This is a genomic window from Lentibacillus kimchii, from assembly GCF_042666895.1.
GTDB lineage: Bacteria > Bacillota > Bacilli > Bacillales > Amphibacillaceae > Lentibacillus > Lentibacillus kimchii.
In genome coordinates this window covers 161,859-176,302 of record NZ_JBHTGR010000001.1, presented here as the reverse complement: position 1 = coordinate 176,302, position 14,444 = coordinate 161,859, and the positions used below count along the sequence as shown (strand labels likewise).

Genomic DNA, 14,444 nt, shown 5'->3' with positions numbered 1-14,444 from the left:
TCAAATCACTTCAAAGTCTTAAGACGATCTGTCCGGCTCATTATATCTGTTACGCGCACACCAAAGTTTTCATCGATAACAACAACTTCACCTTTAGCAATTAATTTATCGTTAATTTTGATGTCCACTGGTTCACCAGCAAGTTTGTTCAATTCAATCACGGAACCAGCCGCCAGCTGCAGAATATCCTGGATCGTTCGATTGGTTCGACCCAGTTCGACCGCGACGTCCAGTGAAATATCCAAAAGCATATCCAGATTTTGTTTTTCCGTTTGACTAAAATCTGTCTGCTCTAATTCAGAGAATGCAGCTTTTTGAACCGATGCCGACTCCTGCCCTACTTTATTACCCAGATAATGTGGCTCTTGATCAGCCGTCTCTGGCTGCTCAGGGGCTGTTTCTGCTGCTGAGTGGTCGGCTGCAGCGGCAGCAGTTTCAGCTTCAGCCGGTTCCTCATCAGCCTCAGTCTTATCAGCAGATGAAGCCATTAATTGATTAACCAGCTGCCTGGCAAAGAACAGCGGGATAAGCTGCATAATGTTCGAGTCAATTAACTCGCCAACTTTCAGACGAAACGATACTTTAACTAAATGATCCTCACCAGGAGCTGTCTCGGAGCTTTGACTGTCACCATCTTTCTCCACCTGGATCGTTGGCGGTGAAATATCGATTTTCTTATTAAATACCGAGGACATGCTCGTTGCCGCTGTCCCCATCATTTGATTCATCACTTCCTGAACGGCACTCAGCTTAATCTCCGATAACTCCTGTTCCGGCGACGTCCCATCGCCTCCAAGCATAATATCAGCAATTACCGCAACATCTTCTGAATTCATCAAAAGGATATTTTGTCCGTCGAACCCTTCGGAATAATTAACATTAACTTGTACCTGTTCCGATTCAAAGGCATCAGCTAATTCTTCTTTTGTAATGATGGAAACATCAGGTGTTGTAATCTCTACTTTTTGATTCAGTAACGTTGACATAGTGGTAGCCGAACTGCCGAATGAAATATTGCCGATTTCCCCAAGCGTATCTATTTCGACAGGGGAAAGCAGCTCCGAATTGGTCAGCTCCGCCTCATCATCGTCACTGCCAACCTTTAATAATGCATCAATTTCATCCTGGGAAAGTTGATCATCACTCATCGTTGTCCCCCCCTTGGAATTCCTCAAGCACTTGTACAGCCATTTTATTTTTTGATTTACCGGCTTGTACAGAAAATTTTGGCTGATTATTTATTTGCAATTGCAGTGGTTCATTTATTGACTTGTCCAGTGCGATGACATCATCCTTATGTAAATGCAGCAATTGACTGACACTGATCGTTGTTTCGCCCAGCAGTGCTTTCGCCTCAATTCCCGTTTCCTCAAGTGTCGCTGAAATTTTTTCATAAGATTCTGAATCCTGTTCATGCGTGTTCGACTGCATCCAATGATGAAGTGACAGTTTTGGAATAATGGGCTCCAGTATAATGTGCGGAATGCACAGATTGATCATACCGCTTGTTTCACCGACAGTGATGTTAAGTGACACGACAATAACTGTTTCATTCGGTGACACCAGTTGTAAAAATTGCGGATTAACCTCAAAATCTTCCAGAATTGGGTCAATGTCAACAATTGATGACCATGCTTCGTAAAGACATGTACTGGATTTTTCAAACAGCTGTGACATGAGCATTGATTCAATTTCTGTCAAATTATCCACTTTGTTGATGCTGCCGCCTCGTCCACCCAGTTGCCTGTCAAGCATCGCATAGGCAATATTTGGATTAATTTCCATTAAGATTCTGCCATCCAGGGGCTTCATACTGAACACGTTCAATATCGTCATTTTGGGAATTGAACTGATAAATTCCTCATAAGGAATCTGATCCACAGAAGCCACTGAAATATCAACATATGTGCGCAGTTGAGCTGAAATATACGTTGTCAGCGAACGCGCAAAATTTTCATGGATTCGTGCCAGGTTTCTGATCTGGTCTTTGGAAAAGCGCAGTGCCCGTTTAAAATCATAGACACGCACTTGCTGCTCAGTTTCTTCCTGTTTTAATTCATCTGCGTCCATTTCGCCTGATGATATAGCCGATAACAATGTATCAATCTCATTTTGGGAAAGGACATCCTCTGCCAAAAAACGTCACCTCCATCATGGCGTATCCAGCCTTAAACCTTTAATTAAACTTAAGCCGGGGTCGTACTGTCTACTGCAGAACTTTATTCGTGGTATAAACATCCGTGATCTGACCCTTTTCCATAACATCATTCAATTTTTGCTGGACAGTGTCTTCCAAGTCAGACAGTCCCGACTTAAAATCGTCACTTTTCATTTTTGCCAATTCCTTAATCAGCATATTTTTTAATTGAAAATCCCGTTTCACCACTTCTTCTTTAGCCTTTTCACTTCCAGTCATAATTTGGAATTGAATGCGGACAAAACTGCCATTTTTCAGGTCTGTGGTGATTTCCTCTGTTTCATAGGAATTCTCCAGCTGTTTATCCAGCGATTGAGCATCACCCTGATCGGACTCGTCTGTCATACTAAACATGACGACAATGGTAATCCCCGATGCCAGTAATAAGAAAATAAGCGTTGTGATCATCGTTTTGGCAAGCTTGCCCATAGTTTTCACCTGCCTTTTCTAGCGGCCGGTCAAACCGATTTGCTTGTAATAAGCTGTCGCCAGCCGCAAAACATCAGATTCGGCCTCTTTGACAACAAGTTTTTTCCCGTTGCTTAATGTAATCGTTGTATCCGGATGGGATTGTACTTGCTCAATCCATAAAGCATTTAATGTAAAACGATCGCCATTTAATCGTGTGAGCTGAATCATATCAAGGCGGGAGCATCCTGATTAAGGATGCCCCCTTCCCCCTTATTTAGCGTTTTAGATTGACAAGCTCTTGCAGAATTTCATCGGATGTTGTAATAATGCGTGTGTTGGCCTGGAATCCACGCTGCGCTGTAATCATATTTGTGAATTCATCAGACAGATCAACGTTCGACATTTCCAAAGCACCGCTGACAATGGACGCAGCACCATTCTTTTCAGGCTCTACCAGATTGTCATCGTTATCCGTGTTAAGCCCAGCGTTTTCCGTATTTGTATACAGACTATTCCCCGTCTTCTCAAGCCCTGCTGGATTGGAAAATTGAGCAATCCGTATTTGCTGACTTTTATCAATATTTCCATCCTCGTCAACATAAGTTACCGTGCCATTCTGCTCAATGTTGATGCTTGTAGCTTCATCTGGAATTTTTAATTCACCATCTGTGCCGTTGCCATCACCTTGTAAATAATAACCATCAGCATTGACGATATCGCCATCTTCATCCATATAAAAATTGCCGGCCCGTGTATAAGCAGTGGTTTCATCCGGCTTTTCGACAGCAAACATGCCGTCACCTTCCAGCTGCAGATCAAGCGGATTATCTGTTCGCTGACTGGAGCCTTGTGTATGCAGGTCATCGATCGTTCCCACTTGTGAGCCGAGGCCGACTTGTGAGGGGTTCACACCGCCGCGGTTATCTGTTGGGCCGGATGCCCCTGTTGTCGTCTGGCTCAGCATGTCCTGGAATGTCACCCGGCCTTTTTTAAACCCAGTCGTATTAACGTTGGCAATATTATTTCCGATGACATCCAGTTTTTCTTGAAACCCTTTCATGCCGGATATCCCAGAATACATCGAACGTAACATGAAAATCTCTCCTTTAGCTGTTTTGATTCTGATATCAGTGCTGCATTCAGTCGGTCAGCAGCTCCGGCTTCCTTAAAGGTCCGCCTCGCTATTGATCAGAATCGTGCCATTAATATTTGTGAAAATTTTGCTCGCCGCCTCTGCCTTATGCATGCCCGTAATCACGGTGTTATTTTTCGTACTGACCAGTAAAGCTGTTTCATCCGTCAGCACTAATGAATCCGTCACACCTTTCTGCCTGGCTTCAGACACTTTGTCAGTCATGGCCTGCCACTCAGCTTGACTAATCGTGATACCGCGCTCATCCAGTCTTTGTTCGGCATGCTTGCTGAGTTTGAGCTCCTGAACATCATGCAATACATCTTTGAAGGCTGAAGACGGTTTAGGCTCACTGGACTTGGGAACGGATCGTCCCGGTGCAACCGGCTGCTGCAGCTGGTGCAAACGATGATCCATGTCCATCAGCTTCCCTGAGATTCCTTATCTATGACACTATCGCCGCTATAACTGTTATTATTACCTGCTTCCGACGTGCCCACTTTCACAAGAACATCAGCGTAAATATTCTCACCATTAGCCAACTCCAGAACCGCTTTTCCCTTGTGTTGACCAACCGCCGTTACTTGAGCAGTCGCTGTATCCTGCTTTTCACCTGTTTCTTCGTCGTAACGCTGGTAAGTAACAGACTGATCTATCAGATGACTGTATTGCAAAATCGGCGATACGTTTTGTTTTTGGCTCAGTTTGTCAATGGAATCAGCCATATTCATAGTTTGCTCCAACTGTGAAAAAGTTGCCATCTGTGAAACAAACTTGCCTTCATCCATTGGACTTGTCGGGTCCTGGTTTTGCAGCTGGGTCATTAAGATTTGAAGAAAACCATCTTTACCGATTTTCGGACTTGGTTCGCGTGCATTTGATTGGTTTTGCAAATACAGTGATGAATCTACTGACGTCATAACGTCACCTCCTCGCCGGTCATAATCGCCTCTAATTCGTCATCAAAACTGTCGTCATCATCTTCTTCATCCTCTTTCTGTCCGGAATGTTCGGATTCTTCCTGTTCATCACTGTCCATAGGCTGACCGTGTTCGTCCTGCAGATTTGACTGTGCCTCCTGAGCCGTTGAATCCTGCTTTTCGATCATGACCTGCTGTGGCGAAAACATATTCTTGAGCTGATGCATGTTTGTCTCCAGCATATCTTTTGCGGCAGCGGTTGATACGACAATCTTCACTGTCATTTCCCCGTTCAGCTGTGTCAGTTTAACCTGCATATCGCCAAGATTATCAGGACGCAATGAGATATTGAGCTGCGATGCCCCGTTGGATGTCTTTAAAAACGAGCTTGTTTTCATGACCTTTTGAACTTGATCCATTAATTGCTGTCCAGCAGGCTGGCTGTTTTGCGTTTGGTTTAAATGAATAACATATTGTTCAACCTTGGACATTGGAAGCGACGATGACATGACTGCTGCCTGTTTAGGTGCTGGTTTATCCTGTGTCTGTATCGCATTCTGCAGCCACTTGGCAACATCACGATTGGTTACTTTAGCATTTGTATGGTATTGCTGTTTCATCGTGAATTGCTGCCTTTTTTGAAATGATTGAACTAAGTCCTTCCAGATTTTTTGATTCTTATCATCATGACCAGAGATGGTTTCCAAAACATTGCCTGGCTGTTGGTGCGTCTTCTTTGCCAATGCTGACCATTTTTTCAGCAACTGTAAAAGTTCTGGTGCTGCTTTTGACAAACTCGCCTGATCATTTATTTGATTAAGCTGCTTGTCAGCAGCAGCAAATAATAATTTAAATTGCTGTTGTACCGTTTGTCCGTCACTGCCTATTTGAGACAGTTTAGGCATCGTCATGTGAACAGGGATCTTTTGCTCTTCTGACTGATTAGCTTTTCCGGCTTTGCCATCCAAATCTGTGAGCAGTTTTTCGATAGCCGCTTGCAGGTTCTCTGGCATATCACTCAGCTGTGCATCTTTGCCTTCTCCAGTCAGTTTTTCCATGACGTCTTCCGGAATAGCCATTCCCTGTTCCGATGACCCGTCCCCATCACCTAGCTTAGTCAGAGCCTCCTGCAGATTCTCTAGCATGTCACTCAGCTGTGCATCTTTGCCTTCTGCAGTCAGTTTTTTCATGACGTCTTCCGGAATGGCCATTCCCTGTTCCGATGACCCGTCTCCCTCTCCTCCAATAAGATTCGCGATAAGTTGCTGCAGCGCATTTTCTGCTGATTCACCCTGGTTCTGCTGTTTTTGCTCATCGTTTGATTGTAAAAGCTGCTGCACTTCAGTCTCGCCGTCTTCTTGAGCGGTCTTCAGAAGATGCTGAAAGGGACTTGTTTCACTTTCTGCTGACGTGTGACCATTTGCTTGCATTGTTATTTCCTTTGTCTGCAAAAATGGCTGTAACATTACTCCGGCTGTATTCAATCGTTCACCCCCTTTCAAGTAAGAATCACTTTATTCCGTCTAATTAACAAACCTTTTCGTTAAAGTCGCCGCATAGTCAGCATCCATAGCATCAAAAATATCGCCTCGTGCGTCATTGGACAGCTCCTGCAGAATGGAAACCGCTAAATCCTGTTCCATTGCCTGTAAAACACGAGCAGCCTGCTCATTATCCATGTCGGAGAAAGATGATGCGATGTCTCCGACGGCATCTGGTCCATCCTGTTTAGACGACTCATCACCGGCATCATCTTCTTTAGAAATCTTGTTGTCTTTTAATTTAGCATTACGCTGTTTCAATTCAGTAATATTTGATTCCAAAATAGAAATCTCCCCATTTAATGAGTCAATTTTATCGTCTTGTTTATCGACCTTTTCACGCAGCTTGGCTCCCGCCTGCTTGTCATGCTGTTCCTGATCATCTGAAAGAACATCCGATACAACCGGAATATGACTGGCTTTTTCTTTTGCCCATCCTGTAACATCAACACCTGCCATCGTCATTATCATAGCAACAAGGAATAATACAATAAGTCCGGGTATCACAATTACAACAAGAAACCACAGCAACGGATTCATTTTCTTTTTGTCATATTCAGATTTCTGTACCATATGTCTCACCTGTTTTTTGGCTCATATACTGTTGCATCGACATCTCATCCATTGCAGCTTCTTCTTGCTTTTTAACGACAGCCGCGCTATCACGCTGGCGCTTTTCGATCAGCTTTTCAAATTTCTTCATTTCCACATAAGCTTGAGATAGGTGTTGATGTTTCGTTTCCATATTATTTCGGGCGCGCTGTACATGGTTCTGCAAATCTGTAATCTGTTCAGTTAAATTTGCAATATAATCAGCCTGTTCCCGAACTTTGTTAATGGGGACCGGTTTCTGTAAGCATTGCTCATAGGCTGCCTCAGCTGTTTCTTTTTTCCGGAGCAATTCATACAACTCGGTTGCCACATTTTCAAACTGATCAATCGATGTCTGATAGGCTTTTTGAGCATGATCCTTTTCATTTTCCCTAATATGCAGAACTTTCGTAAGCGCAGCTGTTTCCGTCATTATCAAGCCCCTCCATTCAGCAGCGTTTGCATTTGACTGATTGACTCATCCATTGCGTAATAGTCGTCAGTTCCCTGTTTTAAATAGGCCTGAATTTTCGGGTGATAGGTAATAGCACGATCAATGGCCTGATTTGTCCCGCGTTTGTAAGCGCCAATCTGGATTAATTCACGGTTCTCTTCATAAGCTGCTATCAGTTCTTTAATTTGCTGTGCCGCGTCCAGATGTTCTTTTGTCACAATACTTGTCATAACCCTGCTGATCGATTGCAAAATACTGATAGCCGGAAATTGACCTTGTTCGGCCAAATTCCGATCAAGAATAAAATGCCCATCTAAAATGCCCCGCACGCTATCGGCAATGGGTTCGTTCATGTCATCCCCATCAACAAGCACCGTATAAAAAGCGGTTATCGATCCCTGACTGCTTGTCCCTGTACGTTCCAGCAATTTCGGGAGTGTCGAAAAAACTGAGGGTGTATAGCCTTTCGTCGTTGGGGGCTCACCTGTCGCCAGGCCGATTTCACGCTGTGCCATCGCCACGCGCGTTACCGAGTCCATCAACAGGTTCACCTTATAGCCCTGATCCCGGAAATATTCACTGATAGCTGTGGCCGTATAGGCACCTTTAACGCGCATAAGAGCCGGCTGATCTGATGTTGCGACCACAACGACTGACTTTTTCAGCCCTTCTTCACCGAGTTCGCGGTCAATAAATTCACGAACTTCGCGGCCACGTTCCCCTATTAGACCAATCACATTAATATCTGCCGTGCTGTAGCGGGCCATCATCCCGAGCAATGTGCTCTTGCCAACGCCGCTTCCAGCAAAGATACCAATTCGCTGACCTTTTCCAACTGTCAGCATTGCATCTATAGCTTTAACACCTACTTGAATTGGCTCTGATATGGTCGGTCTGTCCAGAGGATTCGGCGGTGGCTGCTCTGTTAAATAGCTGGTTAGACCTTTAGGCAATGCCGAACCATCCAAACATTCACCAAGCGAATTAATGACTTGACCAATTAGACCCGGACCGACCTTCACCGTAAGTGGTTTCCCGGTTGACTCCACCAGAGAACCGGGGCCGATTTCGCTAATTGACCCATATGGCATCAACATAATCGTTTCGTCTCTGAAACCAACCACTTCGGCCATGATCACGGGTGCATGCGACGGACGATGAATGTAACAAACTTCTCCAATATTTGCCTCTGGTCCGCGCGATTCAATCATCAAACCGACAGCCCGCAATATTTTTCCATAGCGTTTAAACAAATCTGTCCGGTCAATCGCATCAAAATATTTGGTCATATTCATAGATCATTCTCCATACCGATTTCCCGTAATGTTGTGCGCAGTTGTTGCAATTGCGCATCAATACCAGCGTCAATACGGCCAAATGGATGTTCAATCAGGCAGCTTCCTTCACTTAACGTATCATCAGCATATATGGAAAGAACCGTATCTTTGCCGGTAAAGCTCGTAAGCTCGTCTTTTTGCCGGCTGATCAGATCATAATCAGCTGGATTCAAGTACAGTGCGACATTTGATTTATCTCTTACTGTCTGGATTGCTGATGTTACAAGCGGCATCAAGGATTCGGGCTGTTCGCTTAACTGCTGATGCATGATCTTTTCCGCGATATGAACGGCTAAATCCAGCAGCTGGTCATGACTCTCATCAAGGGTCTTATAATAGTCGTGCTGTGCCGCTTTAACAGCGTCATTAGCATTCGATATTAATTGCTGGTAATCATCCTGGCCACGTTGTAATCCCTGATTAAACCCGTCAGTATATCCTTCCTGTCTGGCCTGTTCGATATATGTCTGTTTTTCCTCTTTCCAAGCCGTTTGCGCAGCTTCAATTTCAGCATTTGTCTGGTCGATAACTTCCGTTTGTCTGACCTTTAGCCGTTCCAATTCCTCTTGCGCCTGTTTTATTTCTGATTGAACAGTCTCGTGTTTTGTTTCACTAGCATCTGCCAGCGTGGCATCAGCTGAATGTCTGCCGCTCACAGGCCGGACAGTAATACGTCTTTTTCCAGTTATTTCGGACTGTTTTGAAATGCGATCAGACAATGATATCGTCTCCTCCGCCACGTGCAATGATAATTTCGCCAATTTCCTCAAGATGACGGATAGACTCAACAATTCGCATTTGTGCATCTTCTACATCACGCAGCCGGACAGGACCCATGAATTGCATTTCTTCTTTAAATGTTTCTGACATTCGCTGGGACATATTCTTAAACACTGTCTCTTTAACCTCTTCACTGGCCGTTTTCAGTGAAAGGCGCAAGTCCTCATGGTCAACTTCCCGGATAACACGCTGAATAGCACGATTATCCAGCACAATAATATCTTCAAACACAAACATGCGTTTTTTAATGTCCTCTGCCAAGTCAGGGTCCTGAATTTCCAATGTATCAAGAATTGTCTTCTCTGTACTTCGATCAACGCCATTTAAGACTTCAACGACTGACTGAATACCGCCCGTCTGAGTATAGTCTTCAGTACCTGATGAGGAAAGTTTACGTTCCAACACCTGCTCAACCTGATTAATAATCTCCGGTGATGTCGAATCCATTGTCGCAATACGTTTAGCTACTTCTGCTTGCATCTCCTGCGGCAGTCCGGACAAAATCTGTCCGGATTGTTCTGAATCAAGATAGGATAAAACAAGAGCTATCGTCTGCGGATGTTCATTTTGAATGAAGTTCAGCACCTGCTGCGGACCGGCCTGACGAGCAAAATCAAAAGGCCTGACTTGTAAAGATGACGTCAAACGATCAACGATATTTGTTGCTTCCTGATCGCCAAAGGCCTTCTCGAGAACCGTTTTGGCATAACCAATACCACCCTGTGAAATGTAATCCTGTGCAATTGCCATCTGATGAAATTGATTCAGGGTATCCTCCTTGACATCGGGTTGTACTTTTCGAACTGACGAGATAGCCAGGCTCAGGCTTTCAATTTCTTCCGCAGATAGATGTTTATAAACTTGTGCCGATACGTCGGGCCCCAGTGAGATTAATAAAACAGCCGCCTTTTGTTTACCGGACAACGCCTCTTGTCTGGGCATCTGCATCTTCCTCCTTAATCATCTGAAAGCCAGCTTCGCAACAATTTAGCGAAATCTTCCGGGTTTTCCTGCGCCATTTTTTCTAATTGCTTCGTCCGCTTAACAGATTCAGAATCCTCGGCACTCTCCATTTCCGGTACGTCTGGCTCAGTTTCTTCGGTGACAGTACTTTCAAAAACCGTTTCCTCGTTTTTCTTCTGTTTTCTGTTTCGCAGCAGCATCACAGCTAAAGCAATAATAATGGCCAGCAGGGTCCCGCCAACAACATACATCCATACCGGGATAGCAGGAGATGGCTCTGGAGCATCAAAGCTTTCACTGAATTCCTGAAACACGATCGATGTTTTCTCTTCCGGGTCGATATTTTCATCGTAATCGCCATCAATGGTTGTGCTAATAACCGAATCCAAAATTGATGAAATACCTGAACTGACCGTTTCCTGTTCTGGATTCGACAAATACTGCACATTGCCATCGCCGTCTTGTTTATTTTTCGCTTCATCGACAGCAACTTGAATACCTAGATCGCGAACTTTATAAGGACTCTCGGCAATTTCTTTACGGATCCGGTTATACTCGTTGTTAACCGTTTTTTTGGACACCTCATAGTCGCCATTGTCACCTTCTTCGGATGCCTCATAATTAGGGATATCGCCATCACCTGTTCCGGGCTCACCACCAGCAGGCGGCTCACCCTCATAGGTTTCTTCGACTGTTTTGATGCTTACAGGCAAACCCTTCATTTCCTCTATATCAACCGGCTTAACCAGCTCTTCAACCCGGCTTTCCTCAGTAAAGTCAACATCAGCTGTCACTGATACAATGACGTTATCACGGCCAACCATCGTTCCCAGCATTTGCTGGACCCGCTGCTGGACATCTTTTTCGATATTTTTCTTAACATTTTGCTGATATGTATATGTATCTTCTTTACCGGTACCAAGCTGTGAATCCTGATCGTAATATTCAAAGTACTGGTTCATGATACTGATATTGTCTTCATTCAGATTCGGAACAGCCTTCGCAGCCAAGTGATATAAGGCACTGATTTCATTTCCTTTAAAATCGTAGCCGGGCTCTGTGTTAATCACAATTGATGCGCTTGCTTCCTGTTGGGATTCACTGACAAAAACAGGATCTTCCGGCATATTGATCATAACGTCAGCATCACGAATACCTTCGACACCTTTGATCATATTAGCCATTTCATTTTGCATAGCGTCCAGCTTGATCATATCGAATTCATTATCCGTTATCCCCCAGGAAGCATTATCACTGAAGAACGAATAATCAATGCTGCCACTATCCGGTATTCCTTCACCAGCCAGATCAACAAGCAGTGAATCAACTTTCTCCTCAGGAACTTTTATTGTGGTTCCGCTGCTTTCGACCTCATATGCAACACCTTTGGAATCTAATTCATCTTTAATCTGACTGATTTCCTGAGCGGATAAGTCATTATACAGCGGCACAAATTTTGAACCAGAGACCAGTAGAATAATAGCTATAATGATAATAAGAACGATCGCAATCGAGCCTATAAATATTCCTTTTTGACTTTTGGAACGTTCAGTCCAAAAAGACTTAGCCTTATCTTTTGCTTCTATTATTTTTGTCTTCATAAATTTTTCCCGCCAAATTCTAAAAAAGTCAATCAGATAATAAGCAGGCTTTAATATCTGATTCTAGTACCTAACTATTTAACATAAATTAACGTTCTAACCATCAGCCATATTTGCTAAATTTGCATACGCATAATTTCATTGTAAGCATCAATCACTTTACGCTGTACTTGGGCAGAAGCTTTCAAAGTGATTTGTGACTTTTGGGCCGATAGCATAACATCGTGCAGATTTTCGGTATCGCCTTTAGCCATTGCCTCTGTTTTTTTATCTGACGTAATTTGAGCATCATTAACATTGTTAATAGCTTTTTTTAACGAATCAGCAAAATCCTGCTGTGCTTCGCTCGGTGATACCGCCTGCTTGACTTGGTCAGCATCTGGTTTAACAGCTTGACTGTCTGGAATGCCATGCAAAAATCCACTCATCGAAATACTCCTTTCCTGCAACCTTGTATGTTACAAGCCACAATTCCAAATGGGAGTGTTAGGTTTATTTTCCGATTTCAAGGGCCTTCATCAGCATATTCTTACTGGCGTTAATAGCTGTCACATTAGCCTCATAGGATCTGGATGCTCCCATTAAATCCACCATTTCCTTCAAAGGATCAACATTCGGCATCTCTACATAGCCGTCAGGTCCAGCATCCGGATGGTTTGGGTTATATTTCTGTTTAAACGGGGAATCATCTTCCGTTATTTGCGACACTTTAACGCCTGAACCCGTACGAGACGTTTTCGAATTAACAGCCTGATCCAAAAAGGATTGAAAATTATCCCCTTTTGGTTCCATTGTCACCATCTTTCGCCGATATGGTTCATAAGTGCCGTCTGCATTCATGTCTGCCCGTGTCGTTTGCGCATTCGCTATATTCGATGAAACAACATCCATCCGGAGACGCTGGGCTGTCAATGAACTGGCACTTGTATTTAAACTATCAAATATCGACATCACTAACTGCCTCCTCCAATAGCCGTTTTAAGACTGGACAATTTACCATTCAGACGATCGACCAAGGCCTGATAGTAAATTTGATTTTTCGCCAGATCCGCCATTTCCTTATCTACGTCCACGCTGTTTCCATTGTGGTTATACGTCGTGTTGTTTGTCGTTGTAGAAAATGACTGATTCGTATTCGATTGAGAAAATGGTATATGTTCGGGACGGGTACGTTTAGCTGCTTGTGGTGATGTCATTTCCTGCTGTAAAACGTTCTTAAAATCAACATTTTTCGCTTTATACCCAGGTGTATCCGCATTAGCAATATTGTTGGAAATAGCACGATTCTTAGCGGAAGCATACTGGAGAGAGTTATCCAGTGTTTGCACGACGCCGGAGAACATCCCCATTGGACTCCCCTCCTAACATTGTTTTAAAACTTGTTTCCTCTTCGCCGGAATATCCCGCAAACATTCAGGCAGGATTGTCAAATCAATTCTTCATTTGTCAAGTGAACCAGCATAGTAACCAATCTTATCCATATCGTCATTGTAATGTAAAATAGTGTAAAAGTCTATCATGATTCGACATTTTTTTCTCTTCATGAATACAATTAGTTTGAAATTCCTATGACTTTGTCATTAGTTTGTCAATAAATTGTTGTTTAGTAGCTAATGAGGAACTTGCATACTAAATCAGATCCAATAAAAAAACGATTATCATGATGATAATCGTTTTTTATCTTGCCATTTACTTTTTAGCGGACACCTTATTTTGAACGCAATTTCTCCAGCTCGACCAGGAATTTGTCATTCAGCACTTTAATATATGTTCCTTTCATACCAAGTGAGCGGGATTCAATAACACCAGCGCTTTCCAGTTTGCGTAACGCATTAACGATAACAGATCGTGTAATGCCGACTCTATCAGCAATTTTACTGGCAACAAGCAATCCTTCGCGACCATTCAATTCTTCGAAAATATGATCGATGGCTTCCAGTTCACTGTACGAAAGCGAACTAATGGCCATTTGAACAACTGCTTTACTCCTGGCTTCCACTTCAATTTCTTCGGTTTTTTCATGCAGCATCTCCATGCCGACAACAGTAGCACCATATTCCCCGAGCAATAGATCATCTTCATTGAAGCTTTCCGATAATCTGCTCAGCACTAATGTACCTAACCGTTCGCCACCGCCAATAATTGGAACAATCGTCGTCAGACCATCTTTAAACAGTTCACGGTTTTCAACCGGAAATGCTGTGAAAGGACTGTCTATATCCAAGTTGGCTGTTGTTTCAAAAATGTTAAATAAACCGTGCGTATACTCCTCAGGAAATTGACGTTCTTCCAGCATTGATTTCATACGCTCATTCTCAATTTCCTGGTTGATCGCATAGCCTAATAGCTTTCCACGGCGGCTAAGGATGAAAATGTTGCCTTTAATAGCATCCTGAAGCGTTACAGACATATCATTAAAGTCAACTGGCTTACCACCGGTTTTTTGCAGCATGGCATTAATTTTTCGAGCTCGTTCTAATAATTCCATTTTCCATTTTCCTCCATTCATCACTAACG

General features: G+C 43.4%; 18 protein-coding genes. All 18 read right to left on the bottom strand.

What is annotated here, in order from left to right:
* Nucleotides 1-5: 5 nt before the first annotated feature.
* Nucleotides 6-1,148, bottom strand: a complete 1,143-nt coding sequence (fliY, locus tag ACFQU8_RS00950; RefSeq protein WP_382357277.1) for a flagellar motor switch phosphatase FliY — start codon at nt 1,146-1,148, stop codon at nt 6-8.
* Nucleotides 1,141-2,136, bottom strand: coding sequence for a flagellar motor switch protein FliM (fliM, locus tag ACFQU8_RS00945; protein ID WP_382357276.1), 996 nt, complete (start codon nt 2,134-2,136; stop codon nt 1,141-1,143). Before fliM ends, fliY begins: the two co-directional genes overlap by 8 nt.
* Nucleotides 2,137-2,206: 70 nt before the next feature.
* A complete protein-coding gene (locus ACFQU8_RS00940) occupies nt 2,207-2,626 on the bottom strand; it encodes a flagellar basal body-associated FliL family protein (RefSeq protein ID WP_382357275.1) in 420 nt (139 codons plus the stop codon).
* Between the two features lie 18 nt (nt 2,627-2,644).
* Entirely contained in the window at nt 2,645-2,836 is a 192-nt protein-coding gene (locus ACFQU8_RS00935; protein ID WP_382357274.1) for a flagellar FlbD family protein, read from the bottom strand.
* A 46-nt stretch (nt 2,837-2,882) separates the two neighbouring features.
* Nucleotides 2,883-3,701, bottom strand: coding sequence for a flagellar basal body rod protein FlgG (gene flgG, locus ACFQU8_RS00930; protein WP_382357273.1), 819 nt, complete (start codon nt 3,699-3,701; stop codon nt 2,883-2,885).
* 72 nt (nt 3,702-3,773) lie between these two features.
* Nucleotides 3,774-4,157 carry a TIGR02530 family flagellar biosynthesis protein gene (locus tag ACFQU8_RS00925; RefSeq protein WP_382357272.1) on the bottom strand — a complete coding sequence of 128 codons (384 nt, stop codon included), beginning with the start codon at nt 4,155-4,157 and terminating at the stop codon, nt 3,774-3,776.
* 5 nt (nt 4,158-4,162) lie between these two features.
* Entirely contained in the window at nt 4,163-4,660 is a 498-nt protein-coding gene (gene flgD / locus ACFQU8_RS00920) for a flagellar hook assembly protein FlgD (protein ID WP_382357271.1), read from the bottom strand.
* A complete protein-coding gene (locus ACFQU8_RS00915) occupies nt 4,657-6,144 on the bottom strand; it encodes a flagellar hook-length control protein FliK (protein WP_382357270.1) in 1,488 nt (495 codons plus the stop codon). The genes flgD and ACFQU8_RS00915 overlap by 4 nt, the downstream gene beginning before the upstream one ends.
* 39 nt (nt 6,145-6,183) lie before the next feature.
* Nucleotides 6,184-6,774 carry a MotE family protein gene (locus ACFQU8_RS00910; RefSeq protein WP_382357269.1) on the bottom strand — a complete coding sequence of 197 codons (591 nt, stop codon included), beginning with the start codon at nt 6,772-6,774 and terminating at the stop codon, nt 6,184-6,186.
* Nucleotides 6,758-7,225 carry a flagellar export protein FliJ gene (fliJ, locus tag ACFQU8_RS00905; RefSeq protein ID WP_382357268.1) on the bottom strand — a complete coding sequence of 156 codons (468 nt, stop codon included), beginning with the start codon at nt 7,223-7,225 and terminating at the stop codon, nt 6,758-6,760. The genes ACFQU8_RS00910 and fliJ overlap by 17 nt, the downstream gene beginning before the upstream one ends.
* Before the next feature lie 2 nt (nt 7,226-7,227).
* Entirely contained in the window at nt 7,228-8,541 is a 1,314-nt protein-coding gene (gene fliI / locus ACFQU8_RS00900; protein WP_382357267.1) for a flagellar protein export ATPase FliI, read from the bottom strand.
* On the bottom strand, nt 8,538-9,302 hold the full coding sequence (fliH, locus tag ACFQU8_RS00895) for a flagellar assembly protein FliH (protein WP_382357266.1): 765 nt from the start codon (nt 9,300-9,302) through the stop codon (nt 8,538-8,540). Before fliH ends, fliI begins: the two co-directional genes overlap by 4 nt.
* On the bottom strand, nt 9,295-10,305 hold the full coding sequence (gene fliG / locus ACFQU8_RS00890; protein WP_382357265.1) for a flagellar motor switch protein FliG: 1,011 nt from the start codon (nt 10,303-10,305) through the stop codon (nt 9,295-9,297). Before fliG ends, fliH begins: the two co-directional genes overlap by 8 nt.
* Before the next feature lie 14 nt (nt 10,306-10,319).
* The gene (gene fliF / locus ACFQU8_RS00885; RefSeq protein ID WP_382357264.1) at nt 10,320-11,927 is read right to left on the bottom strand and encodes a flagellar basal-body MS-ring/collar protein FliF; all 1,608 of its coding nucleotides are present in this window, start codon (nt 11,925-11,927) and stop codon (nt 10,320-10,322) included.
* Between the two features lie 116 nt (nt 11,928-12,043).
* Nucleotides 12,044-12,355, bottom strand: coding sequence for a flagellar hook-basal body complex protein FliE (fliE, locus tag ACFQU8_RS00880; RefSeq protein WP_382357263.1), 312 nt, complete (start codon nt 12,353-12,355; stop codon nt 12,044-12,046).
* Between the two features lie 64 nt (nt 12,356-12,419).
* Nucleotides 12,420-12,878, bottom strand: coding sequence for a flagellar basal body rod protein FlgC (gene flgC / locus ACFQU8_RS00875; RefSeq protein ID WP_382357262.1), 459 nt, complete (start codon nt 12,876-12,878; stop codon nt 12,420-12,422).
* A gap of 2 nt (nt 12,879-12,880) precedes the next feature.
* Complete coding sequence (flgB, locus tag ACFQU8_RS00870) at nt 12,881-13,276, bottom strand: flagellar basal body rod protein FlgB (RefSeq protein ID WP_382357261.1); 396 nt, start codon at nt 13,274-13,276, stop codon at nt 12,881-12,883.
* A gap of 359 nt (nt 13,277-13,635) precedes the next feature.
* A complete protein-coding gene (gene codY / locus ACFQU8_RS00865; RefSeq protein WP_382357260.1) occupies nt 13,636-14,415 on the bottom strand; it encodes a GTP-sensing pleiotropic transcriptional regulator CodY in 780 nt (259 codons plus the stop codon).
* Between the last annotated feature and the right edge of the window lie 29 nt (nt 14,416-14,444).

Bases quoted from the DNA above. Each gene is read 5' to 3' on its own strand.
- fliY (WP_382357277.1), bottom strand. From the start codon at position 1,148: ATGAGTGATGATCAACTTTCCCAGGATGAAATTGATGCATTATTAAAG.
- ACFQU8_RS00940 (WP_382357275.1), bottom strand. From the start codon at position 2,626: ATGGGCAAGCTTGCCAAAACGATGATCACAACGCTTATTTTCTTATTA.
- ACFQU8_RS00935 (WP_382357274.1), bottom strand. From the start codon at position 2,836: ATGATTCAGCTCACACGATTAAATGGCGATCGTTTTACATTAAATGCT.
- flgG (WP_382357273.1), bottom strand. From the start codon at position 3,701: ATGTTACGTTCGATGTATTCTGGGATATCCGGCATGAAAGGGTTTCAA.
- ACFQU8_RS00925 (WP_382357272.1), bottom strand. From the start codon at position 4,157: ATGGATCATCGTTTGCACCAGCTGCAGCAGCCGGTTGCACCGGGACGA.
- flgD (WP_382357271.1), bottom strand. From the start codon at position 4,660: ATGACGTCAGTAGATTCATCACTGTATTTGCAAAACCAATCAAATGCA.
- ACFQU8_RS00910 (WP_382357269.1), bottom strand. From the start codon at position 6,774: ATGGTACAGAAATCTGAATATGACAAAAAGAAAATGAATCCGTTGCTG.
- fliJ (WP_382357268.1), bottom strand. From the start codon at position 7,225: ATGACGGAAACAGCTGCGCTTACGAAAGTTCTGCATATTAGGGAAAAT.
- fliI (WP_382357267.1), bottom strand. From the start codon at position 8,541: ATGAATATGACCAAATATTTTGATGCGATTGACCGGACAGATTTGTTT.
- fliG (WP_382357265.1), bottom strand. From the start codon at position 10,305: ATGCCCAGACAAGAGGCGTTGTCCGGTAAACAAAAGGCGGCTGTTTTA.
- fliF (WP_382357264.1), bottom strand. From the start codon at position 11,927: ATGAAGACAAAAATAATAGAAGCAAAAGATAAGGCTAAGTCTTTTTGG.
- fliE (WP_382357263.1), bottom strand. From the start codon at position 12,355: ATGAGTGGATTTTTGCATGGCATTCCAGACAGTCAAGCTGTTAAACCA.
- flgC (WP_382357262.1), bottom strand. From the start codon at position 12,878: ATGTCGATATTTGATAGTTTAAATACAAGTGCCAGTTCATTGACAGCC.
- flgB (WP_382357261.1), bottom strand. From the start codon at position 13,276: ATGGGGATGTTCTCCGGCGTCGTGCAAACACTGGATAACTCTCTCCAG.
- codY (WP_382357260.1), bottom strand. From the start codon at position 14,415: ATGGAATTATTAGAACGAGCTCGAAAAATTAATGCCATGCTGCAAAAA.